9 protein-coding genes and 3 pseudogenes are annotated in these 21730 nt (G+C 42.8%); 3 read left to right on the forward strand and 9 right to left on the reverse strand.

Translation table 11 applies throughout. The annotated features are described in order from the left end of the window. Window positions 1-142 precede the first annotated feature (142 nt). Window positions 143-536, reverse strand: a pseudogene (locus tag PluTT01m_RS16580) (antitoxin Xre/MbcA/ParS toxin-binding domain-containing protein). A gap of 263 nt (window positions 537-799) precedes the next feature. Here PluTT01m_RS16580 and PluTT01m_RS16585 point away from each other — a divergent pair. Next, window positions 800-1054, forward strand: a complete 255-nt coding sequence (locus PluTT01m_RS16585) for a type II toxin-antitoxin system Phd/YefM family antitoxin (protein ID WP_011147415.1) — start codon at window positions 800-802, stop codon at window positions 1052-1054. Between the two features lie 179 nt (window positions 1055-1233). Here PluTT01m_RS16585 and PluTT01m_RS16590 read toward each other — a convergent pair whose 3' ends face one another. Together PluTT01m_RS16590 and PluTT01m_RS16595 are read right to left on the reverse strand one after the other, a co-directional pair. After that, window positions 1234-2172, reverse strand: coding sequence for an Rpn family recombination-promoting nuclease/putative transposase (locus PluTT01m_RS16590; RefSeq protein ID WP_011147416.1), 939 nt, complete (start codon window positions 2170-2172; stop codon window positions 1234-1236). Between the two features lie 490 nt (window positions 2173-2662). Continuing rightward, the gene (locus PluTT01m_RS16595) at window positions 2663-3679 is read right to left on the reverse strand and encodes a formamidase (RefSeq protein ID WP_011147417.1); all 1017 of its coding nucleotides are present in this window, start codon (window positions 3677-3679) and stop codon (window positions 2663-2665) included. 485 nt (window positions 3680-4164) lie between these two features. Here PluTT01m_RS16595 and PluTT01m_RS16600 point away from each other — a divergent pair, with 485 nt between their 5' ends. Further along, entirely contained in the window at window positions 4165-5718 is a 1554-nt protein-coding gene (locus tag PluTT01m_RS16600; RefSeq protein ID WP_011147418.1) for a Fic family protein, read from the forward strand. A 282-nt stretch (window positions 5719-6000) separates the two neighbouring features. Here PluTT01m_RS16600 and PluTT01m_RS28300 read toward each other — a convergent pair. From PluTT01m_RS28300 to PluTT01m_RS16630, 6 genes and pseudogenes are all read right to left on the reverse strand, one after another. Continuing rightward, a pseudogene (locus PluTT01m_RS28300) lies at window positions 6001-6180 on the reverse strand (hypothetical protein); the annotation flags it as partial. A 56-nt stretch (window positions 6181-6236) separates the two neighbouring features. Beyond that, complete coding sequence (locus PluTT01m_RS16605) at window positions 6237-6638, reverse strand: hypothetical protein (RefSeq protein WP_011147419.1); 402 nt, start codon at window positions 6636-6638, stop codon at window positions 6237-6239. Next, the gene (locus PluTT01m_RS16610; RefSeq protein ID WP_011147420.1) at window positions 6638-7198 is read right to left on the reverse strand and encodes a Panacea domain-containing protein; all 561 of its coding nucleotides are present in this window, start codon (window positions 7196-7198) and stop codon (window positions 6638-6640) included. The genes PluTT01m_RS16605 and PluTT01m_RS16610 overlap by 1 nt, the downstream gene beginning before the upstream one ends. 204 nt (window positions 7199-7402) lie before the next feature. Continuing rightward, window positions 7403-7486: pseudogene (locus PluTT01m_RS27655) on the reverse strand (tail assembly protein); the annotation flags it as partial. Between the two features lie 205 nt (window positions 7487-7691). After that, window positions 7692-18272 (reverse strand): MARTX multifunctional-autoprocessing repeats-in-toxin holotoxin RtxA, encoded by a 10581-nt coding sequence (rtxA, locus tag PluTT01m_RS16620; protein WP_041380207.1) that lies wholly within the window; start codon window positions 18270-18272, stop codon window positions 7692-7694. A gap of 1150 nt (window positions 18273-19422) precedes the next feature. Continuing rightward, the gene (locus PluTT01m_RS16630) at window positions 19423-20064 is read right to left on the reverse strand and encodes a hypothetical protein (RefSeq protein WP_011147422.1); all 642 of its coding nucleotides are present in this window, start codon (window positions 20062-20064) and stop codon (window positions 19423-19425) included. Between the two features lie 959 nt (window positions 20065-21023). On the opposite strand from PluTT01m_RS16630, the gene PluTT01m_RS16635 reads away from it, so the two are divergent. Next, window positions 21024-21713, forward strand: a complete 690-nt coding sequence (locus PluTT01m_RS16635; RefSeq protein ID WP_011147423.1) for a PAS domain-containing protein — start codon at window positions 21024-21026, stop codon at window positions 21711-21713. Window positions 21714-21730: the final 17 nt, after the last annotated feature.

Consider the following 21730-nt stretch of genomic DNA (forward strand, 5'->3'; position numbering starts at 1 on the left):
TACAATAATAATCATTTGAAATAATTAATATCGATTCTATCTATCCTGACGTTAAAAAATGCCCAGTTCACATTTAACTGGGTATTAATCTAGACAAGAGAGGTTAAAGAAGGAGAATGATTTTTCGTAATTCTATAGAAAATCACGAGAACACCCCATGTTCCAGACGCCCAATGAGATCTAACACTTCAAGTGCACCACTTTCAGTCGCAATTAAGAGACATTGGAGTAACTGCACCAAGCCCCCTCACAGGATTTTTTAACCATGTCCATGCTTCATTCTTATTTCCGCCAAAAAGTTGTACTGCGGCATCAAACACACGAATTAATCGGGCAACGTTTCGCTCCTTAATCCCGGCGATACGCATAATGTCGGCTTTAGACATATCTGACCATTTGTGAATGCTGTCAAAGACTTCTATAGGCAAACCAGACTGTAGGACATTAGTCAGATCAAGTCCTCGATTACCTGGTAGACCTGCGAAACGCCAAAGCGTCTTATCAATAGGTTGAGCAAAGGGAGTATAAGCTCGCATAAAACCCCCTTAACCGTCATTTGTCATGTTCAACTATAGCCAAATGTCATTACTATAAAAAGATGTTTATGTTCATATTTGTACTTGTCACAATGTACATATTACATCCCGGTTAATCTGATAATAATGACCGCTATCGCTTAGCTACCACAAATTACAAACTTAGAAGTCTGCAAGATACAAAAAAAATCGTACAATATGCTATACGATGAATGGATATTTCGTTGTATTTTTCAGGTTATTTCTTGGCATAGGTAGGATAAATGAAAGTGTTAACTTACTCAGAAGCAAAACAAAATCTTTCTGAAACGATGACAAATGTCGTGAACGATTGTAGCCCAGTGATTATCACTCGTAAAAATGGCGAAAGTTGCATACTTATGTCATTAACTGATGTCGAATCTTTGCAAGAAACAGCTTATTTGATGAGATCACCAACCAACGCGAATCGTCTTCTGGAATCTACCTCTCAGTTAAGAACCAGAAAAGGGAAGCTCAAGGAATTGGATTTAGACTGATAGTACAGAGCAGGAAAAACTCCCTGCTCTGACTGCTAACGAGGTTTGCACTACTACAGTTTGACCGGTTTCAGCTTCGCCGGGCAAACGTAAAAGTGCCTTGTATAGCCATTACCTGGAATAAGAACAAAAATGCCGATCTTGAATATCGGCATTTTGCTGTAAAAGAGAAGATGAATTTAATGCTTTAACATTTCAATTTTATCCCGGCTCAGTCCGGTACTGGTGACAATAATATCCAAACTCACGCCATGCCGTAATAAGGCACGAGCCGTTTCCACTTTACCTTTCTCTCGGCCTAGTTCAATACCTTCCTCTCGACCTAGCTCAATACCTTGCTTGATACCTCGCTCAAGCCCTTTTTGTTCAAGCTGTTCTGCAATAGTCATCAACATCGTTTCATGCTCCGGAGATTGTTCAATCAGTTGATGGACAAAATGTGAGAGATCCAGCGTATGTCCATTCAGTAAAATATAGCGTAACACCACATTGCGCTGCTCGGTTGTATTATACCCTGCATTCAAGAGTTCCACCAATTGGAGGAGCCATTCCTGCATATCCCGACAGCGAATATGTTTTTGCACCAGCTCCATCAGGGCTACCCCTTTATGCGTCAGGATCTCTTCATCGCTGAGCACACTGACGTCCACCAACGGAAACGCCTGACGGTATAAGCGAGCCGCCTGTTCGGGGAGCGTGAAACAATCCAGCCACCGGTTTGAGTAAGGATACGGCCGAATCTCACCATGATAAAACAGCAGAGGTGCCACCAACGGGAGTTCAGTATGGCCTTTTTTCAGGTGAGCCGCCATGGCTAACATGGCATAATACATCAGCCGCCAGGCCATTAACGGGTCAGGGGTGGACTGATGTTCAATCAGGCAATAGATATAGCCCTGTCCCCGGGCCGTTTCGACCGAGTACAACACATCACTGTGCAGTTGACGTAAATGCTCATCCACAAAACTGCCGGGCTCCAGTTTCAATGTGGCTAAATCACACAACGACTGGATTTCTTCGGGCAAATAAAGGGATAGAAACTCTCTGGCCGTTTCAGGCTGCGTTAAAAAATATTTAAATAATCCGTCATGGTGAGGCCGTTTTTCTTTCTTTGCCACAATCTGTTTCTCTGTCTTATTAGTTAGTCATTACCATTTATAGTATTTCTACCAAGCTACAAAAAACATCTTCCCATATTTTCTCAGGCAAATCTTTACCGAATGCATTAATAGAAGAGCCTAAAGAATCAAATACCAGAAAAGAAAAAAAGAGAAAACATTATATTTACAACAATTACTTTATGAAAACCATTCATTTCAATCAGTTTTTAACTTGCATTCGCATAATGATAATCCCTTTATCAAAATATCGATTACTTATATTTCCGTTAATCTTGGATGTTAAGATCGCAAAAATTTAACTGAATCCCTTCCAGATGATCACTTATTTTTAATAAATCATTTAGGGCAGCCAATAATTAATATAAAAATTAATTTTATTTCGTAAATAAATAATTTAAAATTAAATTAGTCTATACCTTATGGATTTCAAGATGGAAAAATAACAACACCACAATGACCTTGCGGTGCCGTATTATCAACCTGTCAGTTATTCATCGATTTTCGGTAATGGCCCCAGTTTCACACCTTCTGGGTAATATTTCCAGCCATCACGAATACGGATATTTTCATCCCAAGGCAGTTTATATTCACCGTTTGCCAAATCGCGCACCCAAGTCAGATAATTAGCTCTCTCTCCGCCCGGCTTACCGACATAACCTCGGCAACCGAGATTAAAAATACTGTTCTCTAGCGCCCAATTCTCACGAGCCTTATCCGCCAGACGCGGGAACAGTTCGGCGGTAACAATTTCCCACGGATTACGCTGCCCTTGCTGGATAATATTACCGTCGTAATTACAAATTGTACCTTCACCGAAATAATAAAAAACCTCATCATAGCCTGCCAGATTAACCGATACGGTATACATTAAGTTCTGCCAGGCATTAGTACGATTCGTCCAAATCCATTGATCGTTAACTTGGGTAGAATAACCAGAAATGCGAATAAAAACGTTACAACCTTTATAGGCGGCTTCGCGTGCCAATTCAGGAAACATACCATCATGACAAATACACACCGCCAATTTTGCACCTTTTGGCCCCTCACAGACCGGCATACCCAGATTGCCCGGCATCCAGGGTTCAATCGGCACCCAAGGCTGCAATTTACGGTAATGCAATACAATTTCACCATTGCTGTTAATAATAATCGCGGTGTTATAAGGTATCTGTGACGGATCTTCATTACGTTCCATTATTGAAAACACACCCCAAACATCATTACGAATACAAGCTCGACGAAAACAGTCAATTTCTGGACTGTCCAACGATAATAACATTTCATCATAGGTCCAGATCTTGGTATTTAATCCCTGAGCAGAATATTCAGGAAATACAATAAAATCCAAGTCAGGATAACCGGCTTTAGTTGAATCCATTGTTTTACAAATCTGCTGCACTTGAACCTGAATATCTTCAGGTCCCCTAATAATAGGAACAGGATATTGAATAGCCGCAATTAATAACGCTTCATCCCACGCACTGACACTTCCGGTACTGCCCATAAAGACCTCTGAATGAATAGTAATTATTAAGATTGAATAGCAGGTTTTATCGTTATATGGACAAATAGACTACAACCTCATCTTTGTCCGTCGTTAAGCGATTTCACTATGCATAATAGCGTCTCTTTGGTTCACAAAAATGCGATCTGTAACATTAAATAAAAAAATTAATAACTTTGTAGTAAAGAATACTGTTATTAATATTATGGTTAATTTGCTCTAAATAACTTTGCAAATAGTCGAGCACTTTGAAGGAACTCAATTCGGTTTGAGCAATATGAGGAGTTATAAAAAATCCCAAACGATCTGTTTGGCCTTTGCAGCATGTTGACCATCAGCAATCAGTTGATAGAGGACTTAGATTTACTGTATTTGAGTGTAAAAGCTAATAATGTAAGTTCGTAAAAGCTAGTAATTCAATATCGTAATAGCTAATATTGTATTCCCGTATTAGCTAATACTTGAACATCTGCTGGAAGAAAGACATGGCAAAAACTGGAAACGAAAGGTTGGCAGAAGCGCTGAGAGCTGCAAGCGATGCGGCCGTGGGCAACGTGCTGAGTTCTAAGTCAATCACTGATAAACAACGCACACTTCTGATCAATAAAGGCTATTTCAAGCAAATCATCAGAGGATGGTATCTCCTGGATGCAGATCTCACCACTGAAAAAGCGGGTGATTCAGTACTTTGGTATGAATCCATCTGGTCTTTCGTTGGGCAGTACGTCGAAAGTATCTTCGAAGATGATTACTGGCTAAGTCCTGAATCCTCTCTTGATTTACATACAGCAAACAATGCCTTACCAAACCAGATAATCGTCTACACCTCAGACACGACGCCTCGCACACTTAATCTACCTAACAACATGAGTATGGTGATCATCAAGGGAAGGGTTCCCTGTAAGACTGTCAAAGTAAACGGTATAAATGTTCATTCGTTAGAAAGCGCACTCGTTGAAACTGGCCCACAAACTTTCAGAGCCAACCCTATAAGCATTCAGCTAGCACTCAGGAATGCTGATCTGAGTCTGCTTTCAGAAGCAGTACTGACAACCAAGAATGTTGCTTCAGGGAACAGATTAATTGGTGCCTACCAGCAGCTAAAGATGAGGGCCGAAAGCCGGAAACTACAAACCATCATGGAAGGAGCCGGTTTTGAAGGTATTAAGCAGGTTAACCCATTTGGCCATATTCCGATGATAGTAGGCGGTAGTCGGGGAGAATCCCCAAGCGCAGTTCGTGTGAGGCTCTTGTGGCAGGAGATGAGACAAGAAGTCGTCGAGGTATTTGATGACTTTCCACCACCTTTTGACTTCTTTGAGCGCTCAATCGAAAAAACACACGCCATGATGAGCAGCCTCTACATAAGCGATGCCTACAACTCACTATCCATCGAGGGTTACAAGGTTACGCCAGAATTAATCGAGCGTCTGTCTAAAGGTGACTGGTCGCCGAATACCATCCAAAGGGACAAGGAGCAGAAGGATGCAATGGCTGCCAGAGGCTATTACGATGCCTTCAACAAGGTGAAAGAGCTACTGCGTGAAGCACATGAAGATAAGGAAGGCTTGGACATCCACTACCTGATTGACGTTGGCTTGACTGACTGGTTCACTGCGTTGTTCAATCCCTGTGTAGATGCCGGAATTATCGACAGACTGGATTTGGCGGGATTTCGCAAAGGACCAATCTATATCCGCACTTCAATGCATGTACCGCCCTCCAGCGAGCAATTGATGGACTGTATGGAAGCACTGAAAGAGTTGATCGCTACTGAGAAACACTTTGTGGTAAAGGCTATCTTGGGGCATCTTTTTCTGGGTTATATTCATCCGTTCCCCGATGGTAATGGCCGCACTGCCAGATTCTTAATGAATTTCTTGCTGGTAATCGGAGGATACCCCTGGACGGTGATTAAACTCAAAAATAGAACTCAGTATCTATCAGCGTTAGAATCAGCCTCGGTAGGAAAGAATGTGAAGCCATTTGCAGAGTTCGTGCAGCAATCTATGCAGGAGGTAGAACACAATATGAAGTGAATATTGACCTGAATCCTAAAATCGGGGCTAACAGGCCCCTTAGAGACCAGCAAATCTTCCAATCTTATTTGTGTCTATTACAACAAATACCAATCCCAACAAAAGTCTTCCATCAATCAGGAGAGATCAACCCGCTCTTCTCAGATTGAAGTTGCTGGCATAACTACAATATACCTTATGGATTTCAAGATGCATCGCGACGGCAAGGGAGCGAATCCCGGGAGCATAGAGAACGATGTGACCGAGTGCAGCCAACAAAGAGGCAACTTGAAAGATGGCGGGTATAGAGGTATCGTCCAGATAGACATTGCTACCATCTAATCCACCAATAAATTCACCTTCACCAAGAGCTATTAGTAGCTTGACCTCAGATATTGATTAAATTGAGTCTAGGGCCTCAATTAGAGTTCGTTGCTTACCGCCATCGCCTTTTTGACCTTTGATTTTTTTGCCATATTCCACCCATAAAAAAAGGCCACACCGAAGTGCAGCCTTGAATTTAATATTTAAAACGAAATTCAGTTAATACAATATTTTTTATAGAAATTTCTAATTTCTAAAGTTACATGCGGAGATATATCAAACCCAGAAAGAATCCGATCAAAAACAGAATCACCACATGGTTCATGGATTTTAATATCACCAGCAGCCATATGCTGTTCAACGGTTACTGAGCCAAAAATATCAGCGCGACCATAGAAAACAAAACTCGGATGTCTAATAAAAGGATGATCGCCACAATTCAATATACACGTTCGATCATACGGTATGTCCAGTTTTAAAGAGCTAATATTTACAGCCAAAAAACATGTCTTCGTTTTTTTAGGGTAAAAAACTGGATCACAGCAGATAATATATAAGTGATCTGTATATCCAGATGGGATAAGTAAACTTCCTTTCCTTAAAATCCCACCCGGCATCACCGCAATCCTTGAAGAAAACAGTCCAGTTGTTGCCTTTCTATTAACTCTTGCGCCAATTTCTCAGCAACTTCTGGTGATTTACCGACAGCAATAAAAACAGAACTTGGTGAAATAGGATAAGAACTGCCGCCTGGATCTTGCCACTCAGTACAATGTTTATGGGTATACTCCACAATATCAAAGCGGCTCATATGACCGAATTGTTCCCAAATGGCATCCAGAACTTCTAATTCAGCATCAGAAAGAGATTCAAAATCATCCCTTGTTATACCTTTCCGTTTGAGTGAAATTTCATAATTCTTTTCACTTTTAATCCATGCCCCCCACCCAAATTCATCACTGGCGTAATCTCCAGTAATTAAATTTAAGGTTTGCGATAAAACTGGCCCTCTCGGCATAGATACCATTCGATCGCCAGTGATAGGATAGCCATAGTCATTCATAGATACCCTATCTGCCAGATAAAGCAACTTCATAAGCTTCAGATATGCCATGCGCCCGCCGCGCTTATACAGCAAGTAGGCAGCCATTTGGGCTACTTTTTCTTCGCAAAACATAGAAACCTCCAAGACTTTTTCGAAATACCAAACTGGCAATCTACACATATAGTGTACCTCTAAATGCGCAACCCTGACAAGGTTAACTCTAATAAAGTCAATGAGTTAGAAACTATATGCCTGATATATAAAGAATTAAAGATTCTTTATCTTTAGGCTAAAAAATGTATAGCAACCAACACAACCCAAAATGTTGCTGTATGATCATTGTTGATCTTCGGTATATATCCTGGCTGAAATAATTGCCCCACCAATCTCACGGGTTCCGTATAATATAGGAACGGGAGAAACACCGAATGAATTATTTAAGGGAATACAAATGTGTTTACTTCCAGGTTAACAATGTTGCACTTATTATGTGAATCTACCGAGAATTAGTAAAAGCATTAACAAATAAAACTCAGAAATAATTCCTGAATAAAAATCCCCAAAATGGCCCACTTTTCTGTGAGCCACCTTATTAAAACTTTTTTACTGATTTATAAAGAGCTGATTAAGCAAATTTCCCCTTACCAATCGTCACATCAGTCCACGCCGTTGCGATAGCCGTTTTCGCCTGACTGTCCAGACCCGCAATAAAACCATTATCACCCACTGCCGGAGCAAAACCGCTCATTGCCTGGATCAAAGAATCCACGGCATTATCTGACAATGCCGTAAATTCGCGTTCCCCTGACGCGTTCTTATCACTCATCCGAGTCACCAATTTGGCACGATTGCCATTAAAGTAATCATTAAAGATGACAGAACCCTCCGATTCAAATCTCCCTTGAGCCGTGTTGTCCTGAGTATGGCGCTTCACTGACAGCACCAGATCATACCCACTACGCTGCAACCACAAATTTTGCCAGTCAACACCGTTAAACAAGATCATATCTTCTGCGTTAATATCGCTCACTCGGTTATCAATCACTTCTTCGCTGACCACAAAACTATCCACACCTGCACCGCCCCGGAAATGGTTCTGATACCCACCTAATACCAGCAAATCCTGACCTTCACCGCCATCAAGCTGGCTGAACTTCGAAATCGCCGCGGCTATCAGATGATCATCACCTTCTCCACCATTGATCACCGCATGGTAGCCCATCAGCTTAATCGCATCATTGCCGCAATAACCATCAAGCCGGTTGTCATTGCCAAATACTCTGGCAAAGTCGTCGCCTCCACCCAATTCGGCTTGATTATTATTACCAATGATCACCGCATAATCCTGACCTTTCCCAGTATCCATCCGGTTATAGTTGCCAGCGGTGACAACGTAATCTTGTCCGTTACCAGCATCAATAAAACCGCCTTCACCAAAGACAAATGTCTGGTCATTGCCTTCCCCCATAAACACGTGGTTAATCCGCCCAGCCACCACTGCGGTATCATCCCCCTTACCGCCAAACATCCAGTTTTCACGCCCCATCAGGACGCCCAAGTCATTGCCTTCACCACCTGAAAAAATATTGGAAGTCCCTAGCGAGTAATAAACATCATCACCGCGGCCACCCCAGAAGTTATTGTTATCGCCCAGATAGGTACCAAGATCTTTACCGTCGCCTCCCCAGTTGAAGTTATAGTTCCCCAACGATACGTGGATATCGCCATCCCCTTGCAGATGGCCGCTGTTACGCAGGAAATCAAACGTTTTTTCCTCCATATTAAGCAGATCAGTCGTCAGATTTTCTTTCAGGTTAGCCACTAACGATTTCATCTCCCGCTGCTTCTCTTCGCTGAACATCGTTGCAAACAGATTAGGTAAGTTCAGCGAATTAAAACCAAATGCAGGCTTGGGTTTATTATTGGTCTGAACATTTTCTCCATTGATATTCACCGAAGATCCTGATTCCTGACGCTCATCGGGCGCTTTCTGTTTCAGGCCATGACTCTCCGCAAATGACCTGACGCCCTCCTCGCCCATATCAATACCCGCCTTCAGGCTATCAAGTAACGTTTCTGGATTGATGAACGCTTGCAGTTGATCACCGCTAAACTCCCCAATCACTTCCAACATCTCTTGTAGAATCGCCTCACCATCAACCGATTCGCCTGTGCGGGAAATAATTTTCCCCTCTGCGGTGTAGTTCACGCCAAAAATATCCGCTAAGGTGGTATCTGCATTTACACTCGCTAAGCGGCCAATCAGTTTATTCTTAAGCTGACGCGGCAAATCCTGTGGATTATAGGTAAAGGTGGTCTTCGCCATGCCAGTTGCTGAATATTGTTGTGTCATCAGGCCAAACAGCGAACCCAGATTGGTATCCAGAATCGACTGGATATGGTCACCGAACATCAGGTTCCAGTTACCGGTTGTCACCTGAATATCCGCGCCACGCCCGCCTACAGCAAAGTTGAAGGCCAGCTTCTGATTAGCCTGACGAAACTTATCCATGCGACTTATTTTGCCCATATCAGCGCCATTGCCATGTTCCCCTAGCCACTGATTAAACTTCTTGTTCAAGGTTAATTCAGCATCATATTTCAAACCACGGCTGCTACGTTCATGTTGCGAATCCAGCTCAACCAACGTGTTGTAATCCACATTGCTGGTTTGGTCTAAGCCAGAGAGATCCTGTACGAACTTCTTCGCACCGGCAATGGTCCATTGCTGATCTTGTGCCGCTAACCAATCCTGATCCTCACTGGCACCCGCGACACCTTGCAATACATCGGCAATACGCGCCACACCATCAAACGGATTAATCAATGGCGGCGTTGGAATGGATTTATCCATCATCACAATCAGGTCATTACTGCGACCTTGGTTGAAGCTGACATTACGATTACCGATAAACATTTGCGCTCCTTCAAGCGCTTGATAGCCTGCAATATCGAAGCTCTGTTTACTATCACCATTACCGATGTGCACCATCACATTGTTATCACCGAAGGCCAGTGATTTAAAACCACCGCTACCCACTTTGATACCAACGTTCGAGGTTCCCCAATTGAGTGCGGTAAACTCCCCATCTCCCACATTCACCTGGATATTGCCGGAGTAACTGAGTTGATTATTCGTTTTCTCATTGGAATCAATCTGAATCGTATTTTCACGTTTGTTTGGTTTAACAAATAGTTCAACGTTACCCGAGATCGCTCCGTTAATAACAGTATCAGCTTCGGTATACCCTACCTTGGAGAAGTTAATATCACTTTCGGCAATACCACGGCGAACTAGTTCGGTATGTGTGATCAGCTCATTTTGGTCATACCAACTTAATACGATTTTGTTATCAGGCAGATTGTTAACCCATTGGTTATTTTGATCACGGGTAAATTTGCGTCCACTGACATCAACAGCCACTTCACTACTGCGAGCGGAAACATCACTGCGAATGCCTTGCTTATCTAACACAGTGATAAAACGACGAGCAAAGCCATCCCGTTTGTCATCACTTATCAAAGAACAACCCACAATACTGATGTGATCAGGTTTGTGAGTTATGCTTTTACCCTGATTAACGTCCTGATAAAACCGCGTTAATCTGGTCGCCAATTCATCAGCGGTGTAACCACTCAGGCGAATGTTATTTTGTTCCGACGTATCACGGCCATGACCGACAACCTGCCAACGTAACTTACCGGATAATCGGGTAAGATCGCCATAAACCACACGATATTTGCCCTTAGAATCAAGTTGAACCACTACGCTAGAATCTGAGTGTTTACCCGCCAGATTGGCCGCGGCTTTAGCAACGATCGGATCATCTTCCATTTGGATAATGATCTGACCATCAAAGCGAGTTTCACGGCCATCAGCTTGTGGCGTCACCTGCTCCATTTGCCAATCACCGAGTAGTCTGCTTATTTTTTTATCCTGATGAGTATCGTCGATGATAGTAGGCTCTGGCCGCTTATTCTTACCCGATAACCAGTCTAACGCTTCCACCGCTGGGCGACTTTGTGGCTTCACCTTGGCATGTTTCTGATAGAACTCCCCAGTTTCCCGGAAAGCGTTATCCAGCGCCTGGCTTACCCACACTTTGCCTTCTTCACCGGCAATATCCACCAGCTCCCTATAATTGGCAGTGTAGCTATTGAGTAACTGCTTACGTTGTTCATCATCGGTTACCTGTAGTGCCCGATAAACCGCCAGACTTTCGTTGACAGAATGACCACCATCAAATACCAGAAACACCAGCGTGTTGAGATAGCTCTGTCTAACCGAGAAAGTAGGCTGTTCACTGGCAATCTGTTCACTAGCAATATAGTTATTGAGGTGAACCATGATATTGGTCGAGCCGGAGGCTCCTGTCACCACAGAGTGGCCTTGCGCTAACGCATTATGCTCAAATCTCGTTTCCCATCCGGGGACCAAAATTCGGCCCGCAGCAACCTTTCTGCCATACAAAAAGTCATCATGCTTGTTATTAGCAGGCTGGTAGGGCAACGCTGTACCATAATCGTTAGTCTGCTTTTCAGTTATTTCAACGTTATATGTGACATCAGCCCCGCTAGTCAGTTGACTGCTGGTCGAACGGGCTTTGGTGATAACCTCCTCATAGAAGCGATCCCCTGCAACCTTCCACTGTGCACGCCCCATCCCCATTCCTGAGGTAATGGCCATTTTTACGGCCAGAAATGGTATCTTAATCACAGCAAAACCATCATCAACCTGAGTCATCATGATTTTGAAATTGGCAAAAGTCGGTTCGTCCAGGAACGTCGTCAATTCAGGTACCCGACTAAACCAGGGACGAAAGTCCTTGTTAATGGCCCTGGCAAAGCCGGCCATCTTTTTAGCAATAATCTTTTCACGCTCGGCGACATCGGGATAAAAACCCCCTATCCACTGTTCAAATCTCTCTACCAGAAATTGTCCTGTCTGCCGGGCTGTGGTCATAGCATCCTGTGGCGCTGTTTTCACCAACTCATCGGCCAATTCAGAATCAAAATGGCGGCCAAACAGGTTGTCAATATATTGTCCCGTGGTCTTTTCTTTACGAGCATCAGCCAATAACTGCTGAGCTAACGTGTGTAATTCAGGATGTGTCTGCAATTGGCTAACCGCATCCTCAAATAGCTTAATGGTTTCCTGTCGTGTGACTTGTCCGCTAAGCCAAAGGTTTTTGGCTCGTTCAATTAGCGGCATCCCTTCGGGAATCGCTTCTTGTTGCAATCGGCTAACGAAAACAATGAGACTTTCACTTTCAGTTTTAGGCGCTTCCCGCTCCGCCGCAGAGTTAATCTGGGTCAATGGCTTGATTTGTAAATCAGTAAGACGATGAATGTCGCTTTGTGCGATATCGCCTTTCAGACCCACCACACGCCCGAACCCGTCAAAGGATACCTGTTGGTCAAACTGTGCAACATGGTCAGGCGCTAAGCTAACCCCTAAAATCCCGGCTGATTCAGCTCTTTTTGCCTGAAGGTAGGCAACCAGTTCCCCCATCTCAAAACGCAGGCTTTTGACTAATCGACCACGCTTGGCAAATTCATTGGGATCATGCTGTTGCCAATGAGCAAGCGCTTGCTCAAGTTGCAACACATGCTGTTCATCAGGTTGTTCGGCCGCATTGTTGAACGCCTCACGTACTGCCACCAGCGCCTTACTGGGCCGATCGGTATTTATCTGACCAAGATATCTTTTCGTTGAAGCAATAAACCGTTTGTCACCCTGACTCAGCAAAAAAGGCTCAAACTCTCTCAAGATGGAAGAATGGGATTTAAAGCTATCTCCACCGATAACTTGCCCTAACCCTTGCAAATTGATACCCGACATTACAGGGGCTGTTGTGATTAACTTTCTGGTTTGATTCGAGATAGGTTCCACAACCCTATCAGATGGCGTTCCGGTAAGCAGCGAAATGATCGAAGCACCGACATTCTCAGGGCGACTACTCCTGTTGATCTGTAGCCGATTAATCGCCCGTTGCGCACTATTCAATCCCGCCAAATCTGCGGCTGTTAATGTGAGATCTTCACTGTTCCAGCCATTAGCTTCCATTTTGGCTTCAGGATTGATATGACTTTTCGGTTTCGCTACGTCGATTGGTGTATAAGCCTTCCCAGACAAGCCACTGCCGGTCGCCCCGCTACGCTCGGGTTTTACATCACCAGTCTGTTTCGCACCTTTCGCATCAGCCTGTACCTGAGCGGCTTTATTTTTCGCTACCGAGCTATCATGTTCACCGCGTTGTTTCGCTTCTTCATACACGGCATAGGCGTCACTTTCCGCTTTTGTTGCCCGCAGACGTTGTAAATCTGCTTCTTTCTGTCTTGATTTCGCTTTTGTATGCGCATCCTCAATATTGTCGTCTGCGTTCTTTATATTGTGATAACTTTGCTCTAAACCTGTTTCTGATTTACCAACTGCATTTTTGACTTGTTGTTGGTTATCAATAAAGCGCGGCGATAAATCAGCTAATTTTTTCTGTGAGATCAATTTGGTGTCATCTAATTTCTCCTGAATACGGTCCAAATATCCCACAGCAAACCGATTACGCCACTCATCACCCAATTCCCCAGCGTAATTCCCATCGTCATTAAGCGCATTCAGACGTTGAGTCATGGAAAGCAACTCTTTCGTTACTGCCCTAGACTCTCCACTTATTGCATCACGCTGTACTTGCCCATTGGTATTCAGCACATTCTGATCTGTTGATTCCAATTGGAATTGTGGTTTTGAAATTTCTTTAAGTTGGTTATCCCTTTCTTGTTCCAGAATGCGATAATTTTCCTCCGCCTTCTCTTTATCATTTAACGCATTTTGCTCAGCGCTGTCCTGTTTTGCCTGTTTAATAACAGCGTCAGCTTGTGATGATGATTCACTCTGCGTCGAATCAACTTTGTCTCCAATATGCAAGGCGTTCTGGATAGCCTCAGTATCAGGAATCTCCACCTGAGTTACTGTGCCGCTTAATTTATCACGCAGATCCGAACCAACATCATCGATGGCATTCATCTGGAAACCATCAATGGCAGAAACTTCAGTTAAATTAATCGCCCCTCGGCTTCTATATGTACCAGAACTATTCGCCTCATTACCGTGAATCAGGTAGTTAATTGCCTGACTACCTTCCACACTTAACACAGTTCGTTTAATACTTTTAAACAGAAAAGGAAGGTTATTACTTTGCGTATTGCTTTCAGCAATAGAAAGCGTGTAGAAATCGCCGTTACCCACCTTAATCGCTAGATTATTACGGGCATAAGAGGCATTAATCCCCAGACCATCACCAATATGAATATTGGCATTGCCTTTACCTTTCATGATCGCAACATTGAGACCCTGCCCAACTTTAGTATTAACGTTATATTCACCCCACGCTGCGTTAATAGAAATACCATCACCCACGTTGGTATTGATATTAAAATCGCCATGCGTCGCGGTGACACTTAAACCATTCCCCACCTTGGTCGTGATATTGGCTTCACCTTTTGCCGCAGTAACCTGCATACCGTCACCCACTTTAGTGACAATATTTCCTCTGCTCCACAAGGCATTAAAGCTGTCACCGTTACCGACCTGAGTCACAATATTAGCATCAGCTTTGGCAAGCACGACATTGCGCCCATCACCGACCTTGGTAATCACATTAGCTTTGCCCCAAGCACCGGTATAATCATCACCTTGCCCCACATGGGTGATGATATTGGCATCACCCTGAACAACCGTGATTTCCTGATTATTACCCACTTTGGTAATAATGTTTGCTTTACCTTTGGCGAAGTTATAACGGTCACCATCACCAACCTGCGTCAGAATATTCGCGTCCCCCCAAACCGCATTAACGCCGGTACCGTTCCCCACTTTGGTAATGATATTGGCTTTACCTTTAGCAAAGCCCACTGTTGTGCCATCACCAACATGGGTCATGATGTTACCCACATCGGAAATAAGTAAGCCGACTGTGGTCCCGTCGCCCACTTTCGTTAGGATATTACCCTTACCGAATAGCACGGCAGCAGTGGTTGATGATCCCTTATGGGTGATGACGTTAGCCTCCGCCGCCGCAACCACTCCCATAAAATCATCCCCCACTTTGGTGACAATATTCGCCTCTCCTAAGGCTAAAACGCCGGTTAAACCATTGCCGGAATGCGTCATGATATTGGCTTGACCAAACATTGCCGCCAATGTTGTGCCATCACCTACCCTAGTCATTACATTCAGCTCACCAGCAAACAAGCCAATACTGGTGCCATTACCTACATGCGAATAGATATTGGCCTCACCCACCATCAAACCGAGCGCCAAATCATTGCCCACTTTCGTCAGGATATTGCCCTGCCCGATCATCGCAGCAAAGGTTGAGCCATTACCAATATGGGTCATCACATTGGCCTCACCGATCATGGCTGCCAGCATCATGCCGTTGCCCACTTTGGTGGCGATATTGCCTTTAGCCAACATCAAGGCAACACTCATTTCATCACCAATGTGAGTAAACACATTACCAGCGGCTATCATCAATGCCAGTGCTTTACCATTCCCCACTTTGGTAAAAACATTCCCCAAACCTCCCATCAATCCCCATGCATCACCGTTACCAACATGGGTAAAGATATTGCCTGCACCAATCATGGCCGCAATCGTAGTTCCACTACCCACTTTGGTAAAAACATTGCCTGCGGCTCCCATAACTCCCAGCGTCTGGCCGCTACCGACATGAGTCAACACATTGCCCAGGCCGAGCATGATACCCGTGGCGTCACCGTTTCCGACTTTAGTCAAGATATTAGCGCCACCTAACATCATCCCCGTCGTACTCCCATTGCCAATGTGAGTCAACACGTTGGCACCACCACCCATCAGCGCAATAGCTTTACCTCTGCCCTTTTTCGTCAGAATATTGGCCCCCCCTAACGCAACCGCCGTGGTACCTGATATTTCACCATCGTTGAGATGCGTGATAATATTCGCACCACCAAGCATACCGGCATCCAAATCACCGGCACCAAGCTTAGTCAGCACATTGGCACCCCCCGCCAGTACCGAGGAGACCTTCCCCTTACCTGTTTGGGTCATCACATTAAAACCGCCTGCACCTAACCAATTGGCGTTGCCATTACCTATTTGGCTATGAGTGTTGTAACCCCCAAACATGCTAACTCGGCTATCGCCATTGCCTTGATGGATCGAGATATTACCTATCGCCAAAAGACGAGCCAGATATCGCCCATCACCGATCCGAACCAATACATTCGCTGCACCGCCGGCGTAAACATCCATTTCTCCACGTTGGCCTTGATGAACCAGTACGTTTGCCAGACCTGCACCACGGAACGTCAAATCGCCCTGTTCCCCCTTTTTCACGATGACATTAGCAGCACCCGCGCCTTCAAAATTGATATTGCCACGAGTTACACTGGAGGTAATGACATTGCCACCGCCCATGCCCTTGAAATTAATGTCACCGGAGCTGTCACCCATATCCGCGGATGATTTCACCAACTCCTGATGACTATATTCTTCTGTCTGTGCTAAATGTTCAGAAACACGGCGCACTGTATTCACTTGGTATTGCAGATTGGTTAACGAATATCCTCCTATATCCATTGAGCGATAACCATTTTGGGGGGAAACCTTTTCAGCAGCCAGATTGCTTGTATGATCACCCGCTTTGTACCACGCACTGGCGTAATATTGCAGCGCACCGGTTTTAGCATCATTTCTCAACTCAACCATCACTACTTTGGTATATGACTCAACATACTTGGCATAGATATACGTGTTCGCTTGACGGTTAGATTTCACCGCTGAAACATCTAATATCAAACCACCAGAATGGATTGCATTCCCATGCATTTTGGCATTAGTCAGCATGACATTTTCTGCTCTGGCATTGGTTCCACCGGCATAAGTCACCCACTGGTTTTCCTGCAAATCTTCTTCAACAGTATGCTGAATAATAACGGGGTGATGATGTTCAAAGATTAGATTAAAGAGACGGTAACCCCCATTGGAACGTATATCGAAAAATCCATTACTTGAAGAGATATTCTCCGTAGCAAGATTATTAAGGTGATTGCCCTCTTTGTACCAAGAAGTGGCGTAATAACTGAGCTTACCGGTTTCAGGATCATTTCGGAGTTGGACTTTACTAATCTTAGTGTACATTTCGTCGGCAAATGCAAAGAGATAAGTGTCAGGCTCGGCCGTTGATTTAATACCGGTTACTTGTTGGGATTGCTGAATCCAACTCCCTCCCATCATTGCTGTTGTTAATACAATCTCTTCAGCTTTAGCATATTCCAGTGCTTCATTACGAGAATCACTATCTTCGCCGATTCTTGATATTTCATTGTAAGCACCGGCCCCTTCGAAGGTAATATCACCATGAGCAATATCAGAATAAATTCGGTTATAACCACCAGTGCCTTCAAATTCGATATTACCGTGGGTCTGTTCATATTGATCTTGATTTTGACGCAAGCGTTCAATACGGTTCGATGCCCCTGCACCATGCAAAATAATATTGCCTTCTTTACCTTTACGTATAAGGTGGTTATCAGCCCCGACACCTGTGAAATTAATATTGCCACTTTCAACCCGCGAACTGATACTATTCGCTGCTCCCCCACCGTCAAATTTCACATCACCGTGGCTTTTCTCATAGTGATCATACCAGGTACGGTCAATTTTATTACCGGCCCCAGCGCCGGCAAAATTTAAATTACCTTGATTCGTTTCATGCCATAATTCGTTATAACCACCAACACCGTTAAAAGTCACATTACCGGATTGTCCTTGGCGATTCAGGCCATTATAAGCCGCTGCTCCTGAAAAATTGAGATCACCGTGGTCACCCCGGTGATCCATAGAAACGCCCCCCGCCGTACCGGTAAATGAAATATTACCATTACCACATTTATCAATTCCTGAATAACCTGCGGCACCATGTACGGCCAGATTACCTTCCTTATCCACTATTTTTAAATATCCGGCACCACCATTGACAACCTTATTACCCGAATCAGCATAGACCGTTGCTCCAATTGACCCGAGGGTTATACGATCATCTCCTCCTTTGGCATAAATAATCCCTCCGACACCAATGGCAACAATATTATTGCCATCATCATCATCGTAGTATCTTCCAGTAAAGAAATATTCTGCACTGCGGTTTGATGATTTCCCCATAAACAATCCCTTAATTTAAGCTGAGGTTAAATATACCCGTTATCTTTCAAGTTGCCTCTTTGTTGGCTGCACTCTCTCACCCCGGTCACATCGTTATCTATGCTCCCGGGGATTCGCTCCCTTGCCGCCGCGATCCATCTTGAAATCCATAGGGTATAGAAAACCACTGCATCTGAAAGATACAGCAGCGGTTTTGAGAATCTAGTTTTCCGTGGGCAAAGCAACTCCACCGTTATTCCCACGGTAAAAAAATATAATGACAGCTATCAATCAGGCATTATTTATATAATCCAGTCTAATTAGTCAGATTATTCTAACTCTATTAAGCTATTATTCCACTAATTGTTTTCTTTCCAACCAACGAAATAATGATAAAAAACGCCTTTGTTATAACTGATATCAGAAGTGATTCGTTATAATTTTTTAAACATATTTCTTCCTCAACAAGAAATTTACTCACAAAAATTGTGAAATATATAGTGAAGCAAAAACCCTAAGCTCAGAGACATAATGAGTTTATACCCGTCATCTTTCAAGTTGCTTCTTTGTTGGCTGCACTCTCTCACCCCGGTCACATAGTTATCTATGCTCCCGGGGATTCGCTCCCTTGCCGCCGCGATGCATCTTGAAATCCATAGGGTATATATATCTGCAAATACGATTAAATGAATATACCCGTTATCCTTCAAGTTGCCTCTTTGTTGGCTGCGCTCGCTCACCCCGGTCACATAGTTTGGGGATTCACTCCCTTGCCGTCGCGATGCATCTTGAAATCCATAGGGTATAAGCAGAATAAAATAATATAGAGCAAAAACTCAAAATCAACATTAATACATAAAAAAGTCTGTTTACCCCCTATATATTGCCCTATATCCCTACATTAATGTTAACAATGCAAATAAAATAGTCAAAAAACAAGATTAAAATTCAATTTAAATAATTGTTTTTATTTTAATTATTGAAAATTTTTCATAACTGAAATTAATAACGTTAAGTTATTAATGTTGTTGCATCAGAAATGCAGGAAAATTTAACTTATTTATTTGCAATAAAATATCTATAGTGAAAAATAACCCTTTAACCCCATCACTCTTATCTGAATAAATACGACCAATAAGTACAACATTACCAACTATAATGTTATGAACTTTTATACCCCATAGATGGGTAATTCACTTTTCGAAATAATTGCCAATCTATTCTGATGGTGTTCAGGATCTCCCCATAACCAAGATTCTTGGCGACTAACATCATTCTGGGTCAAAATCTTACGCAACTCACAGGTAATCATATCATAAGCATAAACATGCATATTATATGCTAGTGCGTCGTACATTCTATCCTGCCAAAAAGCGATACCATCCGTCGTTTGATTCATATCCGACACAATCACGTTGTAATGTTCAAGCAAGTAATCAAAGAACACCTTACCAGCCAGATCACGTAGAACAGCGCGGTGTTGAGGCGTCCTGATACGCCAAACAAGAATTTGGGTTACTGGGCGACAATTTGATACCACATCTGGCTGTATAACCACTCGATTATAATAGGCAACTTCTTTAGACACATCGTTAACCAATGCCAACTCGAAGTGGGATTGACTGATACGATTACCAAATCGACCATCAACACGAACCATGCGATAACCTGGTGAAAGCAACAACCCTTTTATCTGATCAGTAATATCAACCCCATTCATCAACGCAGTATAGAGGGTATGATTATCTGAGCTTTCATTCAGATGAGCGAAAACCTCATTAACCTTTTCAGGATTTACCAATCTTGCTGGCATATAACCTCCTCCTATTCCCCGCTAATCATCTAAAAAGGACAATACAGTTATCAAATTGATAACTGCACCTTCGATCGATGGTGGCGATATTGAACCCTAAGTTCAATAACAACGGTTGCGTTTCTACTGTTGATATCCTCCATGACCTAATATACCCGTTATCCTTCAAGTTGCCTCTTTGTTGGCTGCACTCACTCACCCCGGTCACATCGTTATCTATGCTCCCGGGGATTCGCTCCCTTGCCGCCGCGATGCATCTTGAAATCCATAGGGTATAGCATTAAGAAAAAATTAAATTCCAATAAAAAAACCAAATTTATGTTAGCGTCGTTGATTAAGTATTTACGACTTAATCCCAAGAGAGTCACTCTTGGCAACACCCCTTTTAAAGGGGTAATGAGCACAAACAATGTAAAAAACCAAGAGCATATACTTAACACAACAGGCGTAATTTATTGAGTTTAATCTTTATGTCACATCAAAAATATGACCAAAAACCCTCATTTTTTTCATGCCGCTGCTCAGATTTGTTCTTTATTACAAAGACGAGTAAATCAAATAGTTTAACAGAACAGCTCTTAAGCATTAGGACAAATAACTATTGAGCAACTGACAACAATGAGGATGCTGATAATTTCAAGTATAATTTGCACTCATTTACCATTAACAGTACCTATTTTTTAGCTAAAAATAGCTGATATCAGGCACCGCAGCGAGCATAACAACAACTTTTACCTACTCTTTCAATAAATCATTTAAATAATCTTCATCTAAAATAGTATATATAGTTATATTCCTATCAATTTAAAGTTTCATTATTAAATAGTAAAAATTCAATTAATAAACATACGCTTTTTGACGAGAAAAGCATTATATTCTATTATATGGCTGTCAACTTAAGATATAATCGAAAGAGCAACCATTCAGATAATGATTTAAATAGGAATTTAGGAGTTACTATGTCAAACATACGAAACAAATCCACCCTTATTACACCACAATTAACCCTGATGTGGGACAAAAGCAATGAACCTTGGGGTGCCAGAGATCATCAGTCAAGATTTATTTATGCTAACCCTGCTTTCTATCAACTACTCAACCTTCCTGAAGATTTCGATATTATCGGGCTTACCACGGGTGAATTGCCCTCGCCTATCGCCGAATATGCAGAAGAATTCCACCGTCAGGATCAAAAAGCCATCCAAACTATGCAACGCATCACTTCACTGGAAACACATCGGTTTGGAGAAAATAACGTCCAACAAAGCTATATTTGTGATAAATTTCCCCTTTATGATGAGAATAATGATTGCATTGGGATCTTCTTTCATATGTATCAACCTCAAGATTTTTCTGTTTCTTACTATTATGACAAAACATTGCCATCAAACCTGCAATTTACGCCACCAAATAATATATTGACGCAAACTGAGTGGGAAGTGCTTTTTCTAACCCTGCGTTCACAGGATGAAGAGAGCATCGGTGAAGAATTAACGATGAGCACAGAAGATGTTGTTAATCATATTCAGTCAATTTACCAGAAATTTAATTTACCACTACAGATAGAATTAGCGGATTTCTGTCAGAAAAATAACTATCATCTTTATATTCCTGAACGTTTTATCACTATTGGCAGTAGAGAGTTATAAACCATAATTACTAACTT

The sequence above is a fragment of the Photorhabdus laumondii subsp. laumondii genome (assembly GCF_003343245.1).
GTDB classification, from domain to species: Bacteria; Pseudomonadota; Gammaproteobacteria; order Enterobacterales; family Enterobacteriaceae; genus Photorhabdus; species Photorhabdus laumondii.